At 62.3% G+C, this 24,461-nt stretch carries 20 protein-coding genes; 14 read left to right on the top strand and 6 right to left on the bottom strand.

Going from position 1 to position 24,461, the window contains the following annotated elements:
• Positions 1-259 precede the first annotated feature (259 nt).
• The 6 genes from hrpA to HX851_RS37070 all read left to right on the top strand — a co-directional run bounded on the left by hrpA (position 260) and on the right by HX851_RS37070 (position 9,526).
• Complete coding sequence (gene hrpA / locus HX851_RS37095; protein WP_177064759.1) at positions 260-4,171, top strand: ATP-dependent RNA helicase HrpA; 3,912 nt, start codon at positions 260-262, stop codon at positions 4,169-4,171.
• Between the two features lie 190 nt (positions 4,172-4,361).
• Positions 4,362-5,483 (top strand): beta-ketoacyl-ACP synthase III, encoded by a 1,122-nt coding sequence (locus HX851_RS37090; RefSeq protein WP_177060214.1) that lies wholly within the window; start codon positions 4,362-4,364, stop codon positions 5,481-5,483.
• Positions 5,484-5,651: 168 nt separating this feature from the next.
• Positions 5,652-6,263 (top strand): RNA polymerase sigma factor, encoded by a 612-nt coding sequence (locus HX851_RS37085; protein ID WP_177060216.1) that lies wholly within the window; start codon positions 5,652-5,654, stop codon positions 6,261-6,263.
• Positions 6,257-6,496 carry a zf-HC2 domain-containing protein gene (locus HX851_RS37080; protein WP_177060220.1) on the top strand — a complete coding sequence of 80 codons (240 nt, stop codon included), beginning with the start codon at positions 6,257-6,259 and terminating at the stop codon, positions 6,494-6,496. Before HX851_RS37085 ends, HX851_RS37080 begins: the two co-directional genes overlap by 7 nt.
• A gap of 253 nt (positions 6,497-6,749) precedes the next feature.
• On the top strand, positions 6,750-8,078 hold the full coding sequence (locus HX851_RS37075; protein WP_177060222.1) for an OprD family porin: 1,329 nt from the start codon (positions 6,750-6,752) through the stop codon (positions 8,076-8,078).
• 323 nt (positions 8,079-8,401) lie between these two features.
• Complete coding sequence (locus HX851_RS37070) at positions 8,402-9,526, top strand: GNAT family N-acetyltransferase (protein ID WP_177060497.1); 1,125 nt, start codon at positions 8,402-8,404, stop codon at positions 9,524-9,526.
• 17 nt (positions 9,527-9,543) lie between these two features.
• Here the strand turns inward: HX851_RS37070 and aqpZ are convergent, their stop codons facing one another.
• From aqpZ to HX851_RS37045, 5 genes are all read right to left on the bottom strand, one after another.
• Positions 9,544-10,242, bottom strand: coding sequence for an aquaporin Z (gene aqpZ / locus HX851_RS37065; protein ID WP_177064761.1), 699 nt, complete (start codon positions 10,240-10,242; stop codon positions 9,544-9,546).
• Between the two features lie 191 nt (positions 10,243-10,433).
• Positions 10,434-12,266 (bottom strand): ABC transporter ATP-binding protein, encoded by a 1,833-nt coding sequence (locus HX851_RS37060; RefSeq protein WP_177060226.1) that lies wholly within the window; start codon positions 12,264-12,266, stop codon positions 10,434-10,436.
• A gap of 77 nt (positions 12,267-12,343) precedes the next feature.
• Positions 12,344-12,907, bottom strand: coding sequence for a peptidylprolyl isomerase (locus HX851_RS37055; RefSeq protein ID WP_177060228.1), 564 nt, complete (start codon positions 12,905-12,907; stop codon positions 12,344-12,346).
• 3 nt (positions 12,908-12,910) lie between these two features.
• Positions 12,911-13,714, bottom strand: a complete 804-nt coding sequence (locus HX851_RS37050) for an alpha/beta fold hydrolase (protein ID WP_177060230.1) — start codon at positions 13,712-13,714, stop codon at positions 12,911-12,913.
• Between the two features lie 14 nt (positions 13,715-13,728).
• Positions 13,729-14,652, bottom strand: a complete 924-nt coding sequence (locus HX851_RS37045) for a PA3225 family LysR-type transcriptional regulator (RefSeq protein ID WP_177060232.1) — start codon at positions 14,650-14,652, stop codon at positions 13,729-13,731.
• A 49-nt stretch (positions 14,653-14,701) separates the two neighbouring features.
• Here HX851_RS37045 and HX851_RS37040 point away from each other — a divergent pair, with 49 nt between their 5' ends.
• From HX851_RS37040 to HX851_RS37030, 3 genes are all read left to right on the top strand, one after another.
• A complete protein-coding gene (locus tag HX851_RS37040; protein ID WP_177060233.1) occupies positions 14,702-15,016 on the top strand; it encodes a 3-phosphoglycerate kinase in 315 nt (104 codons plus the stop codon).
• Between the two features lie 147 nt (positions 15,017-15,163).
• A complete protein-coding gene (locus HX851_RS37035) occupies positions 15,164-15,763 on the top strand; it encodes an FMN-dependent NADH-azoreductase (RefSeq protein WP_177060235.1) in 600 nt (199 codons plus the stop codon).
• A gap of 331 nt (positions 15,764-16,094) precedes the next feature.
• Positions 16,095-16,952: a carboxylate/amino acid/amine transporter gene (locus HX851_RS37030; protein ID WP_177060237.1), complete on the top strand. Its 858-nt coding sequence runs from the start codon at positions 16,095-16,097 to the stop codon at positions 16,950-16,952.
• Between the two features lie 80 nt (positions 16,953-17,032).
• Here the strand turns inward: HX851_RS37030 and HX851_RS37025 are convergent, their stop codons facing one another.
• Positions 17,033-18,331, bottom strand: coding sequence for a mechanosensitive ion channel family protein (locus tag HX851_RS37025; RefSeq protein ID WP_177060239.1), 1,299 nt, complete (start codon positions 18,329-18,331; stop codon positions 17,033-17,035).
• A gap of 194 nt (positions 18,332-18,525) precedes the next feature.
• Between HX851_RS37025 and HX851_RS37020 the strand changes: the two genes are divergently transcribed.
• The 5 genes from HX851_RS37020 to HX851_RS36995 all read left to right on the top strand — a co-directional run bounded on the left by HX851_RS37020 (position 18,526) and on the right by HX851_RS36995 (position 24,421).
• Positions 18,526-19,872 carry a DEAD/DEAH box helicase gene (locus HX851_RS37020; protein WP_177060241.1) on the top strand — a complete coding sequence of 449 codons (1,347 nt, stop codon included), beginning with the start codon at positions 18,526-18,528 and terminating at the stop codon, positions 19,870-19,872.
• A gap of 243 nt (positions 19,873-20,115) precedes the next feature.
• The gene (locus tag HX851_RS37015) at positions 20,116-21,243 is read left to right on the top strand and encodes a merozoite surface protein 3b (protein ID WP_177060243.1); all 1,128 of its coding nucleotides are present in this window, start codon (positions 20,116-20,118) and stop codon (positions 21,241-21,243) included.
• Between the two features lies 1 nt (position 21,244).
• Positions 21,245-22,486 carry a DUF6384 family protein gene (locus HX851_RS45335; RefSeq protein WP_368670180.1) on the top strand — a complete coding sequence of 414 codons (1,242 nt, stop codon included), beginning with the start codon at positions 21,245-21,247 and terminating at the stop codon, positions 22,484-22,486.
• Positions 22,486-23,850, top strand: coding sequence for a hypothetical protein (locus HX851_RS37000; RefSeq protein ID WP_177060245.1), 1,365 nt, complete (start codon positions 22,486-22,488; stop codon positions 23,848-23,850). The genes HX851_RS45335 and HX851_RS37000 overlap by 1 nt, the downstream gene beginning before the upstream one ends.
• A 178-nt stretch (positions 23,851-24,028) precedes the next feature.
• On the top strand, positions 24,029-24,421 hold the full coding sequence (locus HX851_RS36995; protein WP_177060247.1) for a transcriptional regulator: 393 nt from the start codon (positions 24,029-24,031) through the stop codon (positions 24,419-24,421).
• Positions 24,422-24,461: the final 40 nt, after the last annotated feature.

Raw genomic sequence — 24,461 nt, 5'->3', positions numbered from 1 at the left:
CGGGTGGATCACGCCGGAACCGGACTTGTGGCGAGCAGGCTTACCCGCGCCGGGCTGCGAAGCAGCCCTAAGGCCGATCACCACGTTCTACCTGACACACTGCGATGGCTGATTTCAGGACCGCTTCGCGCCCCAGCGCGGGCAAGCCCGCTCGCCACAGGGGTAGACCGACTCAGCCCGCTGGTTTTCAAGGTCGTGTTCCGGTAGGCAAATCTGCGACAATCCGCCCCCTGCATAAATAGACGACCTTGCGCACCTGATGACTGACGAATCGCCCGCTATCGAGCAACTGCTGAAAAACCTCGACCTCGCCATGATTGCCGACCGCCACCGGTTGCGGCGGCAATTGCATGAGCTGCGCAATAAGCCCGATGAGGCGAAGCTGGCGCAGTGGGCGGAAAAGGTCCAGGCGTCCTGTGCCCAGGTCACGGCGCGGCGCCAGAGCGTGCCGCTGATTCGTTATGACGACAGCCTGCCCATCGCCGCCAAGCGCGACGAGATCAAGGCGGCGCTGCTCAAGCATCAGGTGCTGATCATCGCCGGTGAAACCGGCTCGGGCAAAACCACCCAGTTGCCGAAGATCTGCCTGGAAATCGGTCGCGGCCAGCATGGCCTGATCGGTCACACCCAGCCACGCCGGATCGCTGCCCGCAGCGTGGCGAGCCGGGTGGCCGACGAACTGGCGACCCCGCTGGGGGCGCTGGTGGGGTATCAGGTGCGCTTCGAGGACCAGAGCGACTCCAACACCCTGATCAAGCTGATGACTGACGGCATCCTGCTGGCGGAAACCCAGAATGACCGCTACCTCGAACGCTACGACACGATCATCGTCGACGAAGCCCACGAACGCAGCCTGAACATCGATTTCCTGCTCGGCTACCTGAAGACCCTGCTGCCGCGGCGTCCGGACCTGAAAGTCATCATCACCTCGGCAACCATCGACCTGGAGCGCTTTTCCAAGCACTTCAACGATGCGCCGATCGTCGAGGTCTCCGGTCGGACCTTCCCGGTGGAAACCTGGTATCGCCCGCTGACCTGCGAACAGGATGAAGAGGGCAACAGCGTCGAGGACGACTTGACGGTCGACCAGGCGATTCTCGCCACCCTCGACGAGATCGCCGCCTTCGAGCGCAGCGAACGCAAGAGTCCCGGCGATGTGCTGGTGTTCCTGCCCGGCGAGCGGGAGATTCGCGACGCCGCGGACATGCTGCGCAAGGCCCAGCTCAAGCACACCGAAATCCTTCCTTTATATGCACGGCTGTCACCGGCCGAGCAGCAGCGGATTTTCCAGTCCCATCCGGGGCGTCGTGTGGTGCTGGCGACCAACGTCGCGGAAACCTCGCTGACCGTGCCGGGCATCCGTTATGTGATCGACAGCGGCACCGCCCGTATCAGCCGTTACAGCTACCGGGCCAAGGTCCAGCGCCTGCCCATCGAAGCGGTGTCCCAGGCCAGCGCCAACCAGCGCAAGGGCCGCTGCGGACGGGTCGAGCCAGGGATCTGCGTACGCCTGTACAGCGAAGAGGATTTCAACGGCCGGCCGCAATTCACCGACCCGGAAATCCTGCGCACCAACCTGGCGGCGGTGATCCTGCAGATGCTCCATCTGCGCCTGGGCGAGATCACTGCGTTCCCGTTTATCGAGCCGCCGGATGGCAAGGCCATCAGCGACGGTTTCAACCTGCTGCAAGAGTTGTCGGCGGTGACTCGCGAGAACCAGCTGACCCCGCTGGGTCGGCAACTGGCGCGCCTGCCGGTGGACCCGCGCATGGGGCGCATGTTGCTGGAAGCGGCCACCCTCGGCAGTCTGCAGGAAGTGCTGATCGTCGCCAGTGCCATGTCGGTACAGGATCCGCGCGAGCGGCCACCCGAGCGCCAGCAGGCCGCGGACCAGGCCCATGCACAGTGGAAGGACGTGGATTCGGATTTCGCCGGTCTGATCAATGTCTGGCGCGGCTTCGAGGAACAGCGCCAGGCCCTCGGTGCCAGCGCCTTGCGCAACTGGTGCAGGAAGAACTTCCTCAATTACCTGCGGATGCGCGAGTGGCGTGATTCGCACCGGCAGTTGGGGTTGATCTGTCGCGACCTGCAACTGAGCGTCAACAAGGAACCGGCGGATTATCCCAAGCTGCACAAGGCCGTGTTGTCCGGGTTGCTGAGCCAGATCGGCCAGAAGACCGAGGACGGCGATTACCTGGGCGCGCGCCAGCGGCGGTTCTGGGTCCACCCGTCCTCGGGCCTGGGCCGCAAGCGTCCGCAATGGCTGATGGCGGCCGAACTGGTGGAAACCACCAAGCTCTATGCGCGCATGGTCGCCAAGATCGAGCCGGACTGGATCGAACCGCTGGCCGGGCACCTGATCAAGAAGAATCACTTCGAACCCCACTGGGAGAAGAAGCGCGGCCAGGTGGTTGCTTTCGAGCAGATCACCCTGTTCGGCCTGATCGTGGTCGGACGACGGCCGGTGCATTTCGGCCCGGTCGATCCGGTCGCTTCCCGCGAGCTGTTTATCCGCGAGGCGCTGGTACGTGGTGAAATCCAGTCGAAGGCGCGCTGCCTGAGTGCCAATACCCGCCTGCTCGAACAGCTTGACGAACTGGAGGCCAAGGCCCGGCGTCGGGACATTCTGGCCGACGAGGAAACCCTGTTCGCCTTCTACGATGCGCGCCTGCCGGCGGAGATCCACCAGACCGCGACCTTCGACAGCTGGTACCGGGTCCACAGCCAGAAAGACCCGCAGTTGTTGATCATGCGCGAGGAAGACGTGCTGGCCCGCGAAGCCAGTGAAGTCACCGCCGCGCATTACCCGGACACCCTGCACCTGGGCGACCTGGCCCTGGCCTTGAGTTATCACTTCGAACCCAACCATCCTCGTGATGGCGTGACCCTGCGCGTGCCAGCGCCGCTGTTGCCGGTGCTGCCCGCCGAACGCCTGGAGTGGCTGGTACCCGGCGTGATCGAGGCCAAGTGCATTGCCCTGGTACGCAACCTGCCCAAGGCCCTGCGCAAGAACTTCGTGCCGGTGCCGGACTTCGTCAAGGCAGCGCTGCAACGTATCGAGTTCGCCCAGGGGTCGTTGCCCCAGGCACTGGGACGCGAATTACTGCGCATGACCGGGGCGCGGGTCAGCGACGAAGCCTGGGCCGAAGCGGCGCAGCAGGTGGAAAACCATCTGAAGATGAACCTGGAAGTGGTCGATGCCCAAGGCAAGTTCCTTGGCGAAGGCCGTGACCTGGCGGAACTGACGGCGCGCTTTGCCCAGGCCAGCCAGGCCGCGTTGGCCGTGCCGCAGACCGCGAAGAGCCAGCAACCGGTGGAGGCCAAGGTCTTCGCCGCCGTTGCCGAGACCACCCAGCAGAAGATCGCCGGGCTGTCGATGACGGTCTACCCGGCGCTGGTGGAAGAGGGCGGCACCGTCAAGGAAGGGCGCTTCTCCACTCCGGCGGAAGCCGAGTACCAGCATCGCCGGGCCTTGCAGCGGTTGTTGATGCAACAACTGGCGGAGTCGGCGAAGTTCCTGCGCGGCAAGCTGCCAGGGCTGACCGAGTTGGGCCTGTTGTATCGCGAACTGGGGCGCATCGAGGCGCTGGTGGAAGACATCCTGCTGGCCAGCCTCGACAGCTGCGTCCTCGAAGGTGAAGACCCGTTGCCCCGTGACGGTGCCGGCCTGGCGTCCCTGGCCGAGCGCAAGCGTGGCGGCTGGACCGAGCATGCCGAACGCCTGGCACGCCTGACCCTGGAGATCCTCAAGCTCTGGCACGGTTTGCAGAAACGTTTCAAAGGCAAGATCGACCTGGCCCAGGCCGTTGCGCTCAATGACATCAAGCAGCAACTGAGCCAACTGGTCTACCCGGGATTTGTCCGGGAAACCCCGGGTGTCTGGCTCAAGGAACTGCCGCGCTACCTCAAGTCCATTGAGTTGCGCCTGGAGAAGCTGGGCAGCCAGGTGCAGAAGGACCGGGTCTGGAGTACCGAGTTGACGGGGTTGTGGAGCCAGTACCAGGCCCGTGCGGCCAAGCATGCCCAGGAAGGCAAGCGTGATCCGCAACTGGAGCTGTACCGCTGGTGGCTGGAAGAGTACCGGGTGTCGTTGTTCGCCCAGCAGTTGGGGACCAGGGTACCGATCTCGGACAAGCGCCTGGGCAAGCAATGGAGTCAGGTCGACGGCTAGCCGTTAATCTCGGCGCTGCGGCGAAATCCCAGCATTTATGGCACAATTGGCGGTTATAAATGCCCGGTTCAGCGGTTGGACCGGGAAAAAACACGCCAGGCGTCATCTCCGCTGTCAGGGGCTGGCCCTTTTATGTATTGGTACGACGGTGCCAATGCTTTCTGCCTGAACAGAATATAGAGGAACGACCGTGCATAACGTCGTCATCAGCGGCACCGGCCTGTACACCCCGGCCAACAGCATTTCCAACGAAGAGCTGGTGCAGTCTTTCAATACCTATGTACAGCTGTTCAATGACGAAAATGCGGCAGCCATCGAGCGGGGCGAGGTTCAGGCCTTGACCGAGTCCAGCGCGGCGTTCATTGAAAAAGCCTCCGGCATCAAGAGCCGCTTCGTCATGGACAAGGACGGCATTCTCGATCCCCGGCGCATGAAGCCGCGCCTGCCCGAGCGCAGCAACGACGAATGGTCAATCCTGTGCCAGATGGCCATCGGCGCCGCCGAACAGGCTTTGCAGCGTGCCGGCAAGACCGCCGCGGATATCGACGGGGTGATCGTCGCCTGTTCCAACCTGCAACGGGCCTACCCGGCAGTGGCGATCGAGGTCCAGGAAGCCCTGGGCATCCAGGGTTTCGGTTTCGACATGAACGTGGCCTGCTCCTCGGCGACCTTCGGCATCCAGGCCGCGACCAACAGCGTGCAGTTGGGCCAGGCCCGGGCGATCCTGATGGTCAACCCGGAAATCTGCACCGGTCACCTGAACTTCCGCGACCGCGACAGCCACTTCATTTTCGGTGATGCCGCGACGGCGGTAATCATCGAGCGGGCGGACCTGGCGACCTCGCCGTACCAGTTCGACATTGTCAGCACCAAGCTGCTGACCAAGTTTTCCAACAATATCCGCAACAACTTCGGCTTCCTCAACCGCGCGGCGGAAGAGGGCGTCGACGCGCCGGACAAGCTGTTCGTCCAGGAAGGCCGCAAGGTGTTCCGGGATGTCTGCCCGATGGTCGCCGAGTTGATCGGCACCCACCTGCAGGAGAATCAGCTGAATGTCGGCGACGTGAAACGCTTCTGGCTGCACCAGGCCAACCTCAGCATGAACCACCTGATCGTCAAGAAGCTGCTGGGCCGCGAAGCCTCGGAAACCGAAGCACCGGTGATTCTCGACAGCTACGCCAACACCAGCTCGGCCGGTTCGGTGATCGCCTTCCACAAGAACCAGGACGACCTGGCGGCCGGTTCCCTGGCCGTGCTCAGCTCGTTCGGCGCCGGTTACTCGATCGGTAGCGTGATCCTGCGCAAACGTTGATCGGTGTCTTCCCGTCTGGCATCGTGTGCGCGCCAGGCGGGAAGGACGATGTCCATATTCCGATGCGTTTCAGGGATAGATCGCTATTCTCGTGTTGAACATGGGTATAGAGCAGCGGCAGAAACTGATGCTCCATGATGTCCCGGAAATCCGAACGCGAGGTTGTGAATGGCGGCGATGGACGATACTCAACTGCTTGAGCGCCTGCTCGCAGGCGAACAGCGGGCGTACAAGGAGTTGGTCAGTACCTACCAGAGTGCGATGCGCGCGGTGGCCTACGCCATTGTCGGCAGTCGCCAGGCCGATGAAGCCGTGCAGGACGCCTGGCTGGCGGTGGTGCGTAATCTCGCGGGATTCCAGGGACGTTCGAGTCTCAAGACCTGGCTGTTGACCATCACCGCGAACGCAGCGAAGAACCGTTACAAGCAGAATCGCCGGGAAGTCCTGCTCGACGACCTGCCGTCACCCCATGGCACCATTGGCGACGAACGTTTCGCCAGTGACGGGCATTGGGCGCTGGCGCCGTTCTCCTGGCATGAAGATACCCCCGAAGCCTTGCTCAGCGAAGACGAACTGCGTGAATGCCTGGAACACACGCTGTTGAGTCTTTCCGAGTTGCAGAGCAGCGTATTGCTGCTGCGCGAGCGCCAGGGGCTGGAATTGGAGGAGATCTGTAATCTTCTCGAGATCTCGCTCTCTAATGTCCGGGTACTGCTGCACAGGGCCCGACTGAAAGTCTTCGCGACCGTGGAGCATTTTGAGGAAACCGGCGAATGCTGACCTGCAAGGAACAAGTGGCACGCTCCAGCGACTACCTCGATGGCCAACTGAGCTTTCGTGAGCGCCTGATGGTGCGTCACCACCTGATGTTCTGCCCCAACTGCCGGCGTTTCATTCGCCAGATGCGGTTGATGCAGGGCGTGCTGAAGAAAATGCCGGAACCACCGGTCGAAAACCTCGACGCCATGGCCCGACAGTTGTCCGCCGAGCAGCAAAACGCAGAAAAACCCTGAGCTTCGATAATCTCAAAAAGCCACTATTTTTTGCGCAAAGCCTCTGGAACCGTGGCTTTGCGCGGTTTCTAATGTGTTTCAAAAAGTTCCGCTGTCATAAAACCTTAATCTACCAGCAACTCCGCTGAAATAACCCCGAGCCAAGATTCCCTCCCAACAAAGCTGGTCGGGCCCTATGCAACGACCGCGCAGGCGTTTCATGGCAATGGATGCCGCCCAGAACAGAAGCTTTTGAACCTAGAGGAGCGAATCAATGAAGAAGTCCACCTTGGCCCTGGCCGTGGCCGTAGGGGTTTTGGCGCAGCATGCTGGCGCCGCCGGTTTTCTTGAAGACAGCAAGGCTTCCATCAGCTCGCGTACTTTCTACTATCGCGCGGACACCCGTGAAGGCACTGCGAACGACCAGGATGAAACCGCGCAAGGCTTCAAGCTCGACTACAAGTCGGGTTTCACCCAGGGTACCGTTGGCTTCGGTCTCGACGCCCAGGCTCTGATGGGTATTCACCTGGACGGTGGCCGTGGCCATCACCCGGACAGCAACTCCTTCTTCCCTAGCGACAGCGATGGTTCGGCCTCGGACACCTGGGGTCGCGTAGGCGCGAACGCCAAGTTCCTCATTTCCAAGACCGAAGCCCACGTGGGTAGCGCGCTGGCGCCAAACCTGCCGATCCTGGTTTCCAACGACAGCCGCCTGCTGCCGCAAACCTTCGACGGTGGCATCGTCACCTCCAAGGAAATCGACAACGTCACCCTGACCGCCGGTCAACTCGAGCACGTCTATGGCCGTGCCTCGAGCAACGACACCGGTTTTTCGGTGGCCGGTGCTACTCGAGACAGCAACCAGTTCCGCTTCGCCGGTGGTGATTGGAAAATTACCAAAGACCTGCTCGTGCAGTACTACCATGCAGAGATGCAGGACTTCTACAAACAGGACTTCCTCGGCCTGGTCCACGTACTGCCGATCGGCGACGACCAGTCGTTCAAGACTGACCTGCGCTACTTCGACAGCCGGTCCGATGGCAAGAATGGCGACGCTGGCTACCAGTTCAACAACAACGGTGGTTATGCCAAGAACAAGGGCGAGGTCGATAACAAGACCTGGACCGCCATGTTCACTTATACCCTGGGCGGCCACGCATTCATGCTCGGTCACCAGAGCGTCAGCGACGACGGCGGCTTCGTGTTCAACAACGAAGGCAACGTGGTCGATGGCAACGGTCGTGCCGAAGGCAACGGCGGTTCCAGCTTCTACCTGTTCACCGACAGCGTGGTTGGCAGCTTCATCCGTGCTGGCGAGAAGACCAACTTCGGTCAGTACTCGTACGACTTCGCCAAGCTCGGCGTGCCTGGCCTGAAGGCATCGGTCGCCTACCTGCGCGGTACCGACATCAAGGCCACCACCGGTGTCGGCAAGGACCAGACCGAGTGGGAACGTGACCTGCGTCTGGACTACGTTATCCAGAGCGGCATGCTCAAGGGCTTCGGTACCACCCTGCGTACCGGTACCTATCGCGGCGACACCAACGTTGCGGCGCAAGACCAGACTCGTCTGATCTTCAACTACACCTACAACTTCCTGTAATCCGGGAAGCTTCAGCGTAAGGGTCGCCTGGTTCCAAGGCCGGGCGACTTCGTGATTCCAAGCTTTTTCTTCATCCGTTAAAGCTTCCACGGCTCCTTGACCCTGCTTCGGCGGGGTCTTTTTTTGCCTTGACAATCGTACGCTCGCCGAGGCGTTCCGGGCCGTTGTCGCCGCCCTTCAAGATGAGAGCAAGATTGCCCCCGCCGCTCCCGCAAGTCCAATGAAGAACTTTTTAACATCGGGCCGGCACAGGACTGCTGGTTCTCATGACCGGGCACTTGCGCGATACTCCCACGGCGTTATGCACCTGCCTGGGGATACCGATGCCGCTACAACGTCTGCACAGCCTTGCCGAGATCGTTCCCGAGGATTGGGATGCGCTGGTACCCGCAGGACAACCCTTTCTGCGCCACGCCTTCCTCAGCGCCCTGGAGGACAGCGGCAGCCTGGGTGAACATTCCGGCTGGCAGCCGGAGCACCTGCTGCATGTCGAACAGGGACGGCTGATCGCGGCGCTGCCCAGTTATCGCAAGTGGCACTCCTACGGTGAGTATGTGTTCGACCATGGTTGGGCCGACGCCTGTGAGCGCGCCGGCATCGCCTACTATCCCAAGCTGCTGACGGCGGTGCCGTTCAGTCCGGTCAGTGGCGCACGCCTGCTGGCGGCCAGTGCCGCGGACGGTTTCGAACTGCTGGCGGCGCTGCCGGGGTACCTGGAGATCGAGGAACTGTCCAGCGCCCATATCAACTTCACCGACAGCCTGGCCGATGCCGTCCTGGCGGAACAACCGGGCTGGCTGCAGCGTTTCGGTTGCCAATACCACTGGCAGAACCGCGAGTACCGCGACTTCCAGGACTTCCTCGATGCCCTGAGTTCGCGCAAGCGCAAGCAGATGCGCAAGGAGCGCGAGCAGGTCGCGGCCCAGGGCTTCGAGTTCGAATGGATGGAAGGTCGCGAGCTGAGCGAGGCGCAGTGGGACTTCGTCTACGCCTGCTACGCCAACACCTACGCGGTGCGCCGCCAGACGCCGTACCTGACCCGGGAATTCTTCAGCCTGCTGGCCGAGCGCATGCCCGAGGCGATCCGCGTGGTCCTGGCCCGCCAGGATGCACGCCCGGTGGCCATGGCCTTCAGCCTGATCGGTGACGACAGTTTCTATGGCCGTTACTGGGGCTGCCTCGCCGAGTTCGATCGCCTGCATTTCGAAACCTGTTTCTACCAGGGCATGGACTACGCCATCGCCCACGGCCTGCAACGTTTCGACGCCGGGGCCCAGGGCGAGCACAAGCTGATTCGCGGTTTCGAACCGGTGGTCACCCACTCCTGGCATTACCTGCGCCATCCCGGCCTCAAGGCGGCGGTGAGCGATTTCCTGGCACGCGAGCGGGTCGGCATCCTGGCCTATGCCGAAGAGGCGAGGACGGCGCTGCCTTACCGGCAGGCCTGACCTTCGCCGTTGCCGTATCAGCCATCGTCCTTGCCCAGCCAGCGATAGACCAGGCCACCGAACAGCGCCCCGAGCAGTGGTGCGAGCCAGAACAGCCACAACTGCTGGAGCGCCCAACCGCCGACGATCAAGGCCGGTCCGGTGCTGCGGGCCGGGTTGACCGACGTATTGGTCACCGGGATTGAGATCAGGTGGATCAGCGTCAGTGCCAGGCCGATGGCGATGGGCGCCAGTCCGGCGGGAGCGCGTGGGTCGGTGGCGCCGAGAATGATCAACAAGAACATCGCCGTCATGACCAGCTCGCAGACAAACCCCGCGACGACCGAATACCCCCCGGGAGAGTGCGCGCCGTAGCCGTTGGCGGCCAGGCCCCCGGCCAGTTCGAAGCCGGGCTTGCCGCTGGCGATGAAGTACAGCAACGCCGCTGCGACGATGCCACCGATCACCTGGGCGAACACATAGGCCGGCAGTTCCCGCAACGGAAAGCGCCCGCCGACCACCAGCCCGACGGAAACCGCCGGATTCAGATGACAGCCACTGATATGGCCGATGGCGAAGGCCATGGTCAGCACCGTCAGCCCGAACGCCAGGGAGACGCCGAGCAGGCCGATGCCCACGGCGGGAAATGCCGCAGCCAGTACCGCGCTGCCGCAACCTCCCAGAACCAGCCAGAAAGTACCTATTCCTTCGGTGATAGAACGTTTGAACAGAGACATGCGTCCCGTCCTTGATAGGTCAGCCTATCGCTTCGATAACGCGATGATGCATCCGTGCAGTCTGACAACAGGCTCCATGCCGGAACCTGGGATGAGTACAGCAGGATCTACCGACAATTCCAGTGCCTGGAAACGACCACGGCCCTTGTTTTCAAAGGGCCGTGGCATCATCGGGGAAGAGCTGGCGTGAATCAGTCGATACCGACGAAGCCGCCGGTCTGGTGTTGCCACAGCCGCGCATACAGACCGCCATGGGCCAGCAGCTCGGCATGGCTGCCGGTTTCGGCGATACGGCCGTTTTCCAGGACCACCAGGCGATCCATGCGGGCGATGGTCGAGAGGCGGTGGGCGATGGCGATCACGGTCTTGCCCTCCATCAGGGTTTCCAGGCTTTCCTGGATCGCCGCCTCGACTTCCGAGTCCAGCGCCGAAGTCGCTTCGTCCATGATCAGGATCGGCGCGTCCTTGAGCAGTACCCGGGCAATGGCGATGCGCTGGCGCTGGCCGCCGGAGAGTTTCACCCCGCGCTCGCCGACATGGGCGTCGAAGCCGGTGCGGCCCTCGGCGTCCGACAGCAGGGGAATGAACTCGTCGGCCCTGGCCTTGCGCGCGGCCTCCCAGAGTTCGGCATCGCTGGCATCGGGCTTGCCGTATAGCAGGTTGTCGCGGATCGAGCGGTGCAGCAGCGAGGTGTCCTGGGTGATCATGCCGATGCGCTCGCGCAGGCTTTCCTGGGCGACTTCGGCGATGTCCTGGCCATCCACCAGGATGCGTCCGCCCTGCAGGTCATAGAGCCGCAGCAGCAGGTTGACCAGGGTCGACTTGCCGGCGCCGGAAGGGCCGATCAGGCCGATTTTCTCGCCAGGGCGAATCGTCAGGTTGAGGTCGTCGATCACTCCGCTGCGCTTGCCGTAGTGGAAGTCCACATGCTCGAAGCGTACTTCGCCCTGGCTGACCGCCAGGCGCGGGGCCTGCTCGCGGTCGGTCACGCTGACGGGCTGGGCGATGGTCTGCAGGCCGTCCTGGACCATGCCGATATTTTCGAAGATGCCGTTGACCACCCACATGATCCAACCGGACATGTTGACGATACGGATCACCAGGCCGGTGGCCAGGGCGATGGCGCCGACCGAGATCAGCGACTGGGTCCACAGCCACAGGGCCAGGCCGGTGGTGCTGACGATCAGCAGGCCGTTCATGCTGGTGATGGCGACGTCCATGCTGGTCACCACGCGGGAGGCCAGCTGGGTTTTCTCGGTCTGTTCCACCAGCGCCTCGCGGGCGTACTGCTGTTCGAAATGGGTATGGGCGAACAGCTTCAGGGTGGTGATGTTGGTGTAGCCGTCGACGATTCGTCCCATGAGCTTGGAGCGGGCGTCGGAGGAGACCACCGAGCGTTCCTTCACCCGTGGCACGAAGTAGTACAGGGCACCGCAGTAGGCGGCGAGCCAGACCAGCAGCGGGATCATCAGGCGCCAGTCGGCCTCGACGAACAGCACCAGGGAACTGATCACGTAGATCAGCACGTGCCAGAGCGCGTCGACGGCCTGGACGGCGGAGTCGCGCAGGGAGTTGCCGGTCTGCATGATGCGCTGGGCGATGCGTCCGGCAAAATCGTTCTGGAAGAAATTCAGGCTCTGCTTGAGCACATAGCTGTGGTTCTGCCAGCGGATCATGCTGGTCATGCCCGGGCTGATGGTCTGGTGTACCAGCAGGTCGTGCAGGCCGAAGAAGATCGGTCGCAGGACCAGGGCGACCACCGTCATCCACAGCAGCTCGCCGCCATGGATCGTGAAGAAATCGGTATTGGGCGTACCCTGGGCCAGGTCGATGATCCGGCTCAGGTAGCTGAACAGCGCCACTTCGATCAATGCGGCGAACAGGCCGACCACCAACAGGGCGGCGAAACTGGGCCAGACCTGGCGCAGGTAATACAGGTAGAAGGGCAGGACCGTGTTTGGCGGAGCGGCGGTGGGGGCGTCGCGGAAGATATCGATCAGTTGTTCAAAACGACGATAGAGCATGGGGTCTGATGCCCGTCAGGCGGGCTCTCCTTGAAAGTGAAGCAGCGCCAGCCGCACGTCGCGGCTGGCGCCTGCCTTTAGTCGATGCGCTTGGCCGACTTGATGAACACCGGATCCACCGGCACGTTCTGCATGCCCTGTTTGGTGGTGGTCTGCGAATTGACGATGATATCGACCACGTCCATGCCTTTGACGACCTTGGCGAACACGGCATAACCGGCGTCGCGGCCCGGATCGAGGAAGGCATTGTCGGCGACGTTGATGAAGAACTGGCTGGTGGCCGAGTTCGGATCCGAGGTCCGGGCCATCGACAGGGTGCCACGTACGTTGTGCAGGCCGTTGCTGGCTTCGTTCGTGATCGGCGCCTTGGTGTCTTTCTGCTGCATCTGTTGGGTGAAGCCGCCGCCCTGGACCATGAAGCCCGGAATCACCCGGTGGAAGATCGTGTTGGTATAGAAGCCGCTGTCCACGTAGGCGAGAAAGTTCTTGGTACTGATCGGTGCCTTGACCGGGTCCAGTTCGATTTCGATCTGGCCGTTGGTGGTGTCCAGCAATACATGCGGTGCCTTGGTGGCGTCGGCGGCCATCAGGTTGGCGGCGAACAGTACGGAGCCGGTGAAGAGGGCGATTTTTTTCAGCATGGTTCAGTGATCCTGGGTGGTGGTTTCGACTGCGGTTAGAAACTCGAGCAGGGTACGGTTGAAGACCTTGGGTTGGTCCAGTGGTGTCGCGTGACGGGAGTCGGCGATGACCACCAGCCGCGCATCGGGAATCAGTTTGACATAGCTTTCCTTCAGCGCGACCGGCGTGTAGTCGCGGTCGGCGCTGACGATCAGGGTTGGACAGGCGATACGTGACAGTCGTTCCTGCACCCCCCAGCCGACGATGGCATCGAAGCTGGCGAGATAAGCACGTTTGTCGTTTTTTGCCCAGCGCTCGGTCATCTTGCGTCGCAATTCTTCCTGTTCCGGCTTGGGAAACAGCATCGAGCCGAGGGCCTTGCCGATACTGTTCAGGCTCAGCAGGCGTGCCAGGCTCCAGCGTTTGGCCCACTGCCAGTAATCACCGGGCGTGCGCACCTTGACCTCGGGGGCGCTGTTGATCACGCACAGACTATGAAGCAGCTGTGGCTGGTCCACGGCGATCTGGAAGCCGATCATCCCGCCCATGGACAGGCCCGCCAGATGCACGCGGCCCAGTTCCAGGTGTTCGATCAGTGCCACCACATCGGCGCTGAACCCACCGATGCTGTAGCGCTCACGGGGCTTGTCGGAAAGGCCATGGCCGCGGATATCCATGACGATCACCCGGTAGTGCTCGGCGAGCACCGGGACCTGCATTTCCCAGTCCTGGCCGCTGGAGCCCAGGCCGTGTACCAGCAGTACCGGCGTGCCCCGGCCATGTTCCTCGTAGTGCAGCTTGCAACCGTCATGTTCGAAATAGGCCATCGGTCAACGTCCTGTCAGGCTTGCTGGGGCGCGGCAAAAGGGGCGTCCAGTGGCGCGGTGTCGAAGGTGCGCAGCAGCTCGACGAGAATCTGCGTCGCCGGTCCCAGGGGTTTGTCCTTGTTCGAGTACAGGTAGAACGTCGGGTGGCGGCTGCCGCCCTGGTCCAAGGGTAGTTGCTTGAGCAGGCCTTCGCGGATTTCCCGCTCGATCAGGTGGCGTGGCAGCCAGGCGAAGCCCAGGCCGTTGCCGACGAAGGTGGCGGCGGTGGCCAGGCTGCCGACGGTCCAGCGCTGCTCGGCGCCGAGCCAGCCGACGTCCCGAGGCTGTTGGCGGCCGGAGTCGCGGATCACCACTTGCAGCTGGCTTTCCAGGTCCTGGAAGGTCAGTTCCCGTTGCAGGCGATGCAGGGCGTGTTCCGGGTGGGCGACGGCGACGAACTCGACAGCGCTCATTTCGGTGCCCAGGTAGCCGGGGATATTGAAACCGCTGATGGCCAGGTCGGCGACCCCTTCGAGCAGCACTTCCTCCACGCCGGACAACACTTCCTCGCGCAGGCGCACACGGCAGCCGCGGCTCTGCGGCATGAAGGCGGTCAGGGCCCGCACCAGGCGGGCATTGGGGTAGGCGGCATCGACCACCAGGCGCACCTCGGCTTCCCAGCCCTGTTCCATGTGATGGGCGAGGTCTTCGAGCTGGCTGGCCTGTTTCACCAGTTGCCTGGAGCGGCGCAGCAACACGCCGCCGGCTTCGGTCAGCACCGCCTTGCGTCCATCGATGCGCAGCAGCGGCACGCCGAGCTGGTCCTGCATGCGGGCCACGGTATAGCTGACAGACGACTGCGAGCGATGCAGGGCTTCGGCCGCCTGGGCGAAGCCACCATGATCGACCACGGCCTGCAGCGTTCGCCATTGATCGAGGGTCACGCGGGGCGCTTTCAAGTTGGGCTCCTCTTGTCCTAAGCTGGCGGTCCACATTGGAGACCGCCGAATGAGAAAGATCTGTTGTGTGTTGCTGGCGCTGTTGCCGCTGAGCGCGTTTGCCTATCCCATCGATGTCGAGAAGCAACTCAATGGCCTGAGTATCGACTACACCACCTACGACACCGATGAAGACATCGGCTCGATCAACCTGAGCAACTACGGCAAGACCGACGCGGTGTGCAAGGTGGTGTTCCGCAACGGTCCCGAAGCACCGCGGGCCCGGCAGGTGGAAGTACTGGCCGGCAGGAACACCAACGTCACCGCCAAGTTCAACCGCAAGATCATCCGGCTGCGCATGGACCTGTCCTGCTCGGCGAAATGAAAGCAGTGGGGCATTGCCGACAAGCATGCTCCGTCTATAAACAAATTTATAGATAGGTTGTAGCAGATTTTTCCGCTTTTTAATCGATATCCTGCTGTTTAATCTTCACTCCATCGACTTACCGCACTCACCGATGGAGCACCTCCCATGTCCCGCGTACTGATCATCGAAAGCAGCGCCCGCCAGCAAGACTCGGTTTCCCGCCAGCTGACCCAGCAGTTCATCAGCCAATGGCAGGCGGCACACCCGGCCGACCAGATCACTGTGCGCGACCTGGCGAAAAGCCCGGTGCCCCATCTGGACAGCAACCTGCTGGGTGGCTGGATGAAACCGGTCGAACAGCGCAACGAGATCGAGCAGGCCTCCCTCGAACGTTCCAACCTGCTGACCGACGAATTGCTGGCTGCGGACGTGCTGGTACTGGCCGCGCCGATGTACAACTTTGCGATTCCGAGCACCCTCAAGGCCTGGCTGGACCATGTGCTGCGGGCCGGCGTGACCTTCAAGTACACCGAAACCGGCCCGCAGGGGTTGTTGACCGGCAAGCAAGCGTACGTCCTGACCGCCCGCGGCGGGTTGTATGCCGGTGGCACCAACGATCATCAGGAACCGTATCTGCGTCAGGTGCTGTCGTTCGTGGGTATCCACGACGTCAGCTTCATCCATGCCGAAGGCCTGAACATGGGCGGCGACTTCCAGGAAAAAGGCCTGAACCAGGCCAAGGCCCGGATCGCGCAGATTGCCTGAGACCTTAATCTTCAGCTAATCGCCGGATGTTCTATTGGTCCTCAGCGAAATAGCCCCTTCAAGTTGTTTGCGCATCGAACCTCCCTTTGCACTGGTTGCTCCCTGGTGCACGTTACCCGATCCGGCAGCCCTGCCCGATCGGGTTTTTTTTCGCCCGAGATTTCACTCCCTCCGAAAAGCCGTTAAGGTCGCCGCCATCTATCTGTCCAGGCCGGTTTCCCTTGTGTGCGGGCTTGCCCGCGAAGCTGTTGGCGACCGCCAGGGCCTCTTCGCGGGCAGGCCCGCTCCCACACAGGATGTCGGCATACCGCACAACATGGGTGAGGCATTCATGGGTTATCTGCTTTTCGTCACGCTGATCCAGGCGTTTTCCTTCAGCCTGATCGGTGAATACCTGGCCGGTCACGTCGACAGCTATTTCGCCGTGCTGGTGCGGGTGCTGCTCGCCGGGCTGGTCTTTATCCCGCTGACTCGCTGGCGCCAGGTGGAGCCGGCGTTCATGCGCGGCATGCTGCTGATCGGCGCCCTGCAGTTCGGTGTGACCTACGTCTGCCTGTACCTGAGCTTCCGTGTGCTGACGGTGCCGGAAGTGCTGCTGTTCACCATCCTCACGCCGCTGCACGTGACCCTGATCGAGGATGCCCTCAATCGGCGCTTCAACCCCTGGGCCCTGGTCGCGGCGCTGGTGGCGGTGGGCGGCGCGGCGGTGATCCGTTATGACCGGATCAACCCGGACTTCTTCATGGGCTTCTTGCTGCTGCAACTGGCCAACTTCACCTATGCCGCCGGCCAGGTACTCTACAAACACCTGGTGGCGCGTCATCCCAGCGACCTGCCGCACTACCGCCGCTTCGGCTATTTCTACCTGGGTGCACTGGCCGTGGCGTTGCCGGCTTTCCTGCTGTTCGGCAAGACCCACTATCTGCCGGAAGCACCGTTGCAGTGGGGCGTGCTGGTATTCCTCGGACTGGTCAGCACCGCGCTGGGCCTGTACTGGTGGAACAAGGGCGCCTGCCTGGTCAACGGCGGCACCCTGGCGGTGATGAACAACCTGCACGTCCCGGTGGGACTGCTGATCAACCTGCTGATCTGGAACCAGCACGAAGACCTGGGGCGGCTGTTCCTGGGCGGTGGGGTGATTCTGGCGGCGGTGTGGATCAGTCGGCTGGGTGTTCGCCGGGCCTGCTGAGGCTGGGCATCGTCGACAAGTATTGAGCGTTTCGTGCCGCGATGCCGGCGCAAGGGACGCTATCGCCAGCAAGCCGGCTCCTACAGGGCACGGTGTTCCGGGCCTGGAATATGGCTGGCGCCCAGCAACGCCGGCAACATCCCTGAGCGCAAGTCGCCGCCGCTCGGCTGCTGGTACAGGCTCAAGCCAAACTCCGGCAGCACCGCCAGCAGGTAATCGAAGATATCGCCCTGGATCCGTTCGTAGTCGGCCCAGGCGGTGGTGCGGGTGAAGCAGTAGATTTCCAGGGGCACGCCCTGGGCCGTGGTCTGCATCTGGCGGACCATGCAGGTCATGTTGGCCTGGATCTCCGGATGGCTTTTCAGGTAGGCCAGGGCATAGGCGCGGAAGGTGCCGAGGTTGGTCATGCGCCGACGGTTGGCCGACATCGCCGCGACATTGCCCTGGGCCTCGTTCCAGCTTTTCAGCTCGGCCTGCTTGCGGCCGATGTAGTCGGTCAGCAGGCGGACCTGGCTCAGGCGCTGTTCTTCCTCGTCATGTAAAAAGCGCACGCCGCTGGCATCGATAAACAGGCTGCGCTTGATCCGCCGACCGCCGGACTGCTGCATGCCGCGCCAGTTGCGGAAGGATTCGGACATCAAGCGCCAGGTCGGGATCGAGACGATGGTCTTGTCGAAGTTCTGCACCTTGACCGTGTGCAGGGTGATATCCACCACATCGCCGTCGGCACCGACCTGGGGCATCTCGATCCAGTCGCCGACCCGCAGCATGTCGTTGCTGGTCAGTTGCACGCTGGCGACGAACGACAGCAGGGTGTCCTTGTAGACCAACAGGATCACCGCCGACATGGCGCCAAGACCCGACAGCAGCAACAGCGGCGAGCGGTCGATCAGCGTGGCGACGATGACGATCGCGCCGAGCACGAACAGCCCCATTTTCGCCAGTTGCACATAGCCCTTGATCGAGCGGGTCCGCGCGTGTTCGGTCCGCGCATAGATATCCAGCAGGGCGTTGAGCAGGGCGCTCAGGGCCAGGACCAGGAACAGCAGGGTGACGGCCAGCGCCGCGTTGCCGAGGAACAGCAGGGCGGTCTTGCTCAGCTCCGGCACCAGGTACAGGCCGAACTGGATCACCAGTGACGGCGTCATCTGGGCCAGGCGGTGGAACACCTTGTTCTGGTGCAGATCATTGAGCCAGTGCATCGCCGGCTGGCGCCCGAGCAATTTGGTCGCGTGCAGGATCAGGTAACGCGCCACTCGTCCGAGCAGCAGCGCCATCACCAGCAGGAACACCAGGCCCAGGCCGGTGTGCAGCAGGGGATGTCGGTCGAGTGCGCCCCAGAGGTCCTGGGCGTTGAGCCAGAGCTGTTTCATATCCATGGGAAAGGAAGAATCTTCTGAAGGAAATAACGGATCGATTAGAGCATTTAAGCCCGCGGATGTGACGGTTGAAGACAAACCTGCTCACAAAAACGTCACTGTTTGCGGCTCAAAGTGCAAAGAAACTCGGCCTCGGCGCTCGAAACCGTTACCCTATGCAGCTGAATATTTTGCATTTCTTCGAGGTAGCACCCGTGTTTTCCCAATTCGCCCTGCACGAACGCCTGCTCAAAGCCGTGGCCGAGCTTAAATTTGTCGAGCCAACGCCCGTGCAGGCAGCGGCCATCCCGCTCGCGCTCGAAGGGCGTGACCTGCGGGTGACGGCGCAAACCGGCAGCGGCAAGACCGCCGCCTTCGTCCTGCCGATCCTCAACCGCCTGATCGGCCCGGCCAAGGTGCGTGTCAGCATCAAGACCCTGATCCTGCTGCCAACCCGCGAGCTGGCTCAGCAGACCCTCAAGGAAGTCGAGCGCTTCTCTCAGTTCACGTTCATCAAGTCCGGCCTGATCACCGGCGGCGAGGACTTCAAGGTCCAGGCCGCCATGCTGCGCAAGGTCCCGGATATCCTGATCGGTACCCCGGGGCGGATGATCGAGCAACTGAACGCCGGCAACCTCGACCTCAAGGAAGTCGAAGTGCTGGTGCTCGATGAAGCCGACCGCATGCTCGACATGGGCTTTGCCGAAGACGTGCAGCGCCTGGTGGAAGAATGCCCGAACCGCCAGCAGACCATGCTGTTCTCCGCGACCACCGGTGGTTCCGGCCTGCGCGAGATGATCGCCAAGGTCCTGAACAACCCCGAGCACCTGCAGCTCAACGCGGTCAGCCAACTGAACGACACCACGCGCCAGCAGATCATCACCGCCGACCACAACCAGCACAAAGAACAGATCGTCAACTGGTTGCTGGCCAACGAGACCTACCAGAAGGCCATTGTCTTCACCAACACCCGGGCCATGGCCGACCGTATCTACGGTCGCCTGGTCGCCCAGGAATACAAGGCGTTCGTCCTGCACGGCGAGAAGGACCAGAAGGACCGCAAGCTGGCCATCGACCGCCTGAAGCAGGGCGGGGTGAAGATCCTCGTGGCCACCGACGTCGCCGCCCGCGGCCTGGACGTGGAAGGCCTGGACCTAGTGATCAACTTCGATATGCCGCGCAGCGGCGACGAGTATGTGCACCGCATCGGCCGCACCGGCCGTGCCGGCAACGATGGCCTGGCGATCTCGCTGATCTGCCACGGTGACTGGAACCTGATGTCGAGCATCGAGCGCTACCTCAAGCAGAGCTTCGAGCGCCGCACCATCAAGGAAGTCAAAGGCACCTACGGCGGACCGAAGAAGGTCAAGGCTTCGGGCAAGGCCGTGGGCGTGAAGAAGAAAAAGACCGACGCCAAGGGCGACAAGAAGAAGTCGGCCGCCAAGGCACCGACCAAGCGCAAGATCGCCAACCGGCCGAAGACCGACGCCCTGTCGCTGGTCAGCAAGGACGGCATGGCGCCGCTCAAGCGTCGCAAGCCGGAAGCACCAGCGGCGGAATAACCCGCTGTAGTAGGGATCGTTCCCACGCTCCGCGTGGTAACGCCTCTATGGACGCTCTGCGTCCGCTTTGTGACGCAGAGCGTCACGGCTGCATTCCCACGCTGGAGCGTGGGAACGATCAGTTACGATCCGTGAGTCATTCCTTTGCTGCGCGTGGGAACTATCAACATGCTCTGATAGTATTTCGCCCTCACGTCGGCAGGATGATGGAGCCCTGGAAGGCTCCGTATAGGGAATATGCTCATGAATTACCTCGAACGCTCCATGTCCGCTCTGCGGTCCATCGGCATCACTTTCCCTGACCAGAATGCTCCGGTACTGGTGCTGCTGGACAAGGTGTCGGTGTATGACGCCAACCGTGTCACCAATATCGCCGCCACCCTGCAACAGTCCACGGTGTTCAACGCCGCGGTCCGCGACAAGTTGCAGGGCATGGACATCAGCACCCGTTACGCCGATATCGCCACCAGCTTCGATTCGATCCAGTCCGATGCCAAGCAGATGATGGAGTGGATGGCCGACGGCAAGCTGCAATTCTCTGAACGTATCCGCCTGGGCTGGATGAACATGCGCCGGGGCTCGATCCCGGATCGCTTCGAGGATATTCGCAAGAACTACCTGGACGTCGCCAAGTCGGCGAACGAACAGATCCGCCTGGAAACCCTGATCCTGGAGGCTTATCAGGACTATCGCCTGGCCATGAAGACCGCCGAAGTCGATGCCAGCGAGGTGCAGAAGATTGCCCAGGCGAAGATGGATAGCGGGCGCAAGACCCTTGCCGATGCCGGTGCGGCCCTGGAACCTGCCGAGATCGAGGCGTCGGAGCGGGTCAAGCTGGAGCTGGCCCGGGACATTGCCCTGCGTGACCTGCAGGACGAGGACAAGCGCTACCAGATCATCACCGACATCGCCGACCAGCTCAAGACTGCCTACAACGCCGCGGAACTGGTGTTCGCGCGCCTGAGCCAGTACCACTCGGTGAAGGAGCGGCTGTATCAGCGCGCCGTCAGTTTCTTTGCCACCAACGAGATCGTGCTGACCGGTCTGGCGGCGGGCTTTACCTCGTCCGGCGGTTTGGCGGAAGTCACCAACACCTTGAATGCGATGAACGATGGTATCAACTCCAGCCTCGAAATTCAGGCCAAGGTCGGTGGCGACCAGTTGAATGCGGCGCTGAAGGCCGGTTACGGCGGCACCTTGAAAGCCAGTTCGGTCAAGGCCCTGGCCGACGCCGTGGTGGACTTTCAGGCGAGCAGCCTGAACCTGATCCAGGAGCTGCGCAAGGAGTCCTCCGCGGCGGCGGCCGAGATCGAGTCGATCACCGAGGACAGCAAGCGTCGCTTCACCGCACTCCTGCAAAAAGGAGTCTGAGGTGAGTAACGTTTCTCTCAGCGACCAGATGGGGGTCATGGCCCTTGTCGATGAGTTGCGCTACAGCCAGGCCGAGGTCCAGAAGCACCTGGATCTTCCCGGCCATCGCCGGCAGGTGGCCGAGCGTATCCGCGAGTTCTACCGCTCGAAGGGGGTCGAGGTCGACGATGCCCTGGTCGAGGAGGGTGTGCGCAGCTTCTTCGTCAGTCGCCTGACCTACCAGGAGCCGAAGATCGGCTCGCTGTCCAGGCGGCTCGCGCGGGCCTATATCGTCCGTGATCGCTGGCTGCGGCCGACAATCTTTGTCCTGGCGGCGTTTGTGGTCGTGCTGGTCATCGGCAATCCGGTTTCGAATTTCTTCGGCAGGATCACACGCGAGGGCTCTCAGGTAGGCCTGGAGAAGGCTCGCGAGCAGGTCATCAGCCATGCCGGTCGGGTTGAACAACTGGATAAACGTGTCGCCACGCTGAAAGCCGACCCCTTGTTGGCAAGTACCCCGACTGCGCAGCGGCTGCTCGAACAGGCCCGGTTGGCGCTGGACAAGTCCCGTTCTCTGAAGCTGGCCGCGTTGCCCGAGCATTTCAGCAACGAGAATCGCGATGCCGAGTACAAGCTCAAGAACGCGGTTACCGAGCTTCTGGACAAGGATGACGCCGACCTGCAGGTGCTGACGGGGCAGCTGGATACGCTGACCGCCCAGATGATCGCCACCCGGCCCTTGCTCAAGCAATTGCTGGACGTCCGCGATAGCGTGCGCGGGATGGGCTTGAGCGGCGCGGATAACGAGCAGTTCCAACCGTTGTTCGCCAAGGCCGAGCAGGCCATCAAGGTGCTGGATGCGACAGCGGCCGAACAGGCGTTGAAGGATGCCGGGCAACTGCGTGAGGTGGCGGCCACGCCGTTGACCCTGGATGTGGTGAGCCGTGCCGGTGAACAGTCGCTGGTCGAGCGCAACTATGATCCCAATGGCAGCAAGAGCTGGTACCTGCTGACCGAGGCGACGGATGCGAACGGCAATGTGGTTGCGGTGCCGATCACCAGTGTCGAGAGCGGCGAGCGGCGTTATGCGGCGGTTTTTGGCGTGCGGGTCAATCAGGCCACCTATCAGGCGATCAGGAAAGACAAGGAGCAGGACGGCCATGTCGATGATCGCCTGGTAGGCAGGAAGGCAGCCAACTCGCTGTCCTTCAAGTTCCTCAAGGGGCCCGTCAAGGGCAAACCTGACTACATCCTGGAGTGGTAATGAACGCGAGCAGCATGATGGCATCGCTGAGTGAGAACTCCCGGCGATATGAGTACGAACTGCGTAAGCTCCAGCTTGAACTGTCCAATGCCCATGAGCAGGAACTGCGCCTGCAACAGACGATGAGCAGCATCTTTCCACAACTGGCCAGTCATCAACTGAGCGGCGGTGCGACCTTGTCCGCCGAGGTCCAGCGCTTGCTGGAGCAGCGCACGCAGGCCGAGGCCGAGTTGCGCCAGGACCTGGCGCGGACGGAAGAGGCGATCGCCCTGCAAGTACAGGCGGTAGCCAACGTAGTCGATGAGCTCGAAGGCATGGCGGCGGGCCTCGAACAGCGACTTGAACAGGATCCGCTGTACCAGCAGCAGGTCGCCTTGTTGAATGAGGCGCTCGCCCTCTGTGCCGAGGCGGACAGGTCTTACAAGGAACTGCGTGCCGAATGTCGGAGCAAGCTGCCGGCCTTCCAGGTCGATCCGTTCTACCTCTATCTCAAGGGGCGCGGCTTCGGCACCGACCGCTACTCTGGCCGGGGGCCCTGGCGCAGCCTGGACCGCTGGCTGGCGAGCCTGTGCAATTTCATCGAGAACCACACCTCCGAGCGGACGCTGTTGGCCGTGCAGGAAGCCAATGAGGCCGCCAGTTGGCAGCGTGACGCCAATCGCGGTATCTACGAGGCCGAGGTCGAGCGCTTGCGCCATGCGGTTGTCTCCGGCAGCGAGATGTCGGTGGTGCAGGTGCGTCGGCAGCAGGCGCAACAGGCTCTGGACGCGGGCAAGGCGCAGGCCAATGCGCTTCATGAGCAGCTACAACCTTTTGTCACTCGTCAGGACGCCTGTTTCGCCAAGGCCTCCGAGCTGCTGGCGGGGCAAATGGCCGAGATGAGCCATGTCACCCTGGAGCGCCTGGCCGGGCAGACCACCAGCCTGGAGGATGATGAACTGGTGCTGCGGATACGAGATTTGCGCACCGAGCTGGACGAGCTGCGACTGCGGGTACCGTTGCTGGAGATGAAGTGCCGCGACGCCACCACTGACTATGAGCGTGCCAAGCAGGTGGAGCGCGAGCTGCAGTCGGGTGAGCATATCAGTGCCCGCTACAACTATTCCGACACTATCGACCTGGAAGCCTTGCTGGCCGGCTTCATGCGCGGAGGGTTGTCGATCGGGCAGGTGGCGGATCAGGTGGACAGCTTCCGCCAGGCCGCCAAGGTGGTCTCCAGTGCATCGAGCAGCACGCATTCGAAGTTCAGTTGGAGTAGCAGTTCGAGCAGCACCGATGGTTCGTCGAGCAAGTCCAGTTCCAGCTTCTCGTTCAGTTCCTCTCGCTCCAGTGGGAAGGGTTTCTCCACCAGCGACAGCCTCTAGCGGGGTCAGGACCACGAACCACGGGGCAGCGCAGGCTGCCCCGTGGCGGTTGTGGCAACCGATAGTGTTCCGCCCAACGGTCGGCGCTACCGTGAAATCGGGCTGAACGGTGGCCGCCGCCGCCGGTCCCTACTGATAAGGGAGATTCTTCTTATCAACGGTTGGAGGTTGCATCAGGATGACGACTTATAACTGGGAGCTGATCGAGCGTCTGCTCCATGAAGTACAGAACGGCGCCGGCCATAGCTTCGCGCCACGGGCCTACGCCGAGCAGCATGCCACCACCCAGGCCGCCGAAGGCCAGCCCACGGGTAACCTCGACGCACTGAAAGCCCTGGCGGCGGAGTATGAGCGGCTGTTGTTGAAGAACGGCTTTATCGAGTCGCGGCCGGAAGAAGAGGGCGGCAATGGCGAGAACTTTGTCCTGACGCCCCGTGGTTCCAGCCTGTTGAGCCTGATCGACAGTTGCATTCCCGGCAACGACCATCCGCGCCAGGTGCTGGATGAACAGGTCGATGCGCTGGACCCGCAGGTGTTCGACGAAGTGGCGTCCAGGGCACAGATTGCATGACGTGATGCGGTGATGATCGTCCCGGGGGTTTGCATCGCTC

Source organism: Pseudomonas gingeri (assembly GCF_013385635.1).
In the GTDB taxonomy this organism is placed as follows: domain Bacteria; phylum Pseudomonadota; class Gammaproteobacteria; order Pseudomonadales; family Pseudomonadaceae; genus Aquipseudomonas; species Aquipseudomonas gingeri_A.
This window is presented reverse-complemented; position numbering and strand designations above follow the sequence as displayed.

Coding starts and splice junctions, on each gene's coding strand:
- hrpA (WP_177064759.1), top strand. CDS start 260: ATGACTGACGAATCGCCCGCTATCGAGCAACTGCTGAAAAACCTCGAC.
- HX851_RS37085 (WP_177060216.1), top strand. CDS start 5,652: ATGGCGGCGATGGACGATACTCAACTGCTTGAGCGCCTGCTCGCAGGC.
- HX851_RS37080 (WP_177060220.1), top strand. CDS start 6,257: ATGCTGACCTGCAAGGAACAAGTGGCACGCTCCAGCGACTACCTCGAT.
- HX851_RS37075 (WP_177060222.1), top strand. CDS start 6,750: ATGAAGAAGTCCACCTTGGCCCTGGCCGTGGCCGTAGGGGTTTTGGCG.
- HX851_RS37070 (WP_177060497.1), top strand. CDS start 8,402: ATGCCGCTACAACGTCTGCACAGCCTTGCCGAGATCGTTCCCGAGGAT.
- aqpZ (WP_177064761.1), bottom strand. CDS start 10,242: ATGTCTCTGTTCAAACGTTCTATCACCGAAGGAATAGGTACTTTCTGG.
- HX851_RS37060 (WP_177060226.1), bottom strand. CDS start 12,266: ATGCTCTATCGTCGTTTTGAACAACTGATCGATATCTTCCGCGACGCC.
- HX851_RS37055 (WP_177060228.1), bottom strand. CDS start 12,907: ATGCTGAAAAAAATCGCCCTCTTCACCGGCTCCGTACTGTTCGCCGCC.
- HX851_RS37050 (WP_177060230.1), bottom strand. CDS start 13,714: ATGGCCTATTTCGAACATGACGGTTGCAAGCTGCACTACGAGGAACAT.
- HX851_RS37040 (WP_177060233.1), top strand. CDS start 14,702: ATGAGAAAGATCTGTTGTGTGTTGCTGGCGCTGTTGCCGCTGAGCGCG.
- HX851_RS37035 (WP_177060235.1), top strand. CDS start 15,164: ATGTCCCGCGTACTGATCATCGAAAGCAGCGCCCGCCAGCAAGACTCG.
- HX851_RS37030 (WP_177060237.1), top strand. CDS start 16,095: ATGGGTTATCTGCTTTTCGTCACGCTGATCCAGGCGTTTTCCTTCAGC.
- HX851_RS37025 (WP_177060239.1), bottom strand. CDS start 18,331: ATGGATATGAAACAGCTCTGGCTCAACGCCCAGGACCTCTGGGGCGCA.
- HX851_RS37015 (WP_177060243.1), top strand. CDS start 20,116: ATGAATTACCTCGAACGCTCCATGTCCGCTCTGCGGTCCATCGGCATC.
- HX851_RS37000 (WP_177060245.1), top strand. CDS start 22,486: ATGAACGCGAGCAGCATGATGGCATCGCTGAGTGAGAACTCCCGGCGA.
- HX851_RS36995 (WP_177060247.1), top strand. CDS start 24,029: ATGACGACTTATAACTGGGAGCTGATCGAGCGTCTGCTCCATGAAGTA.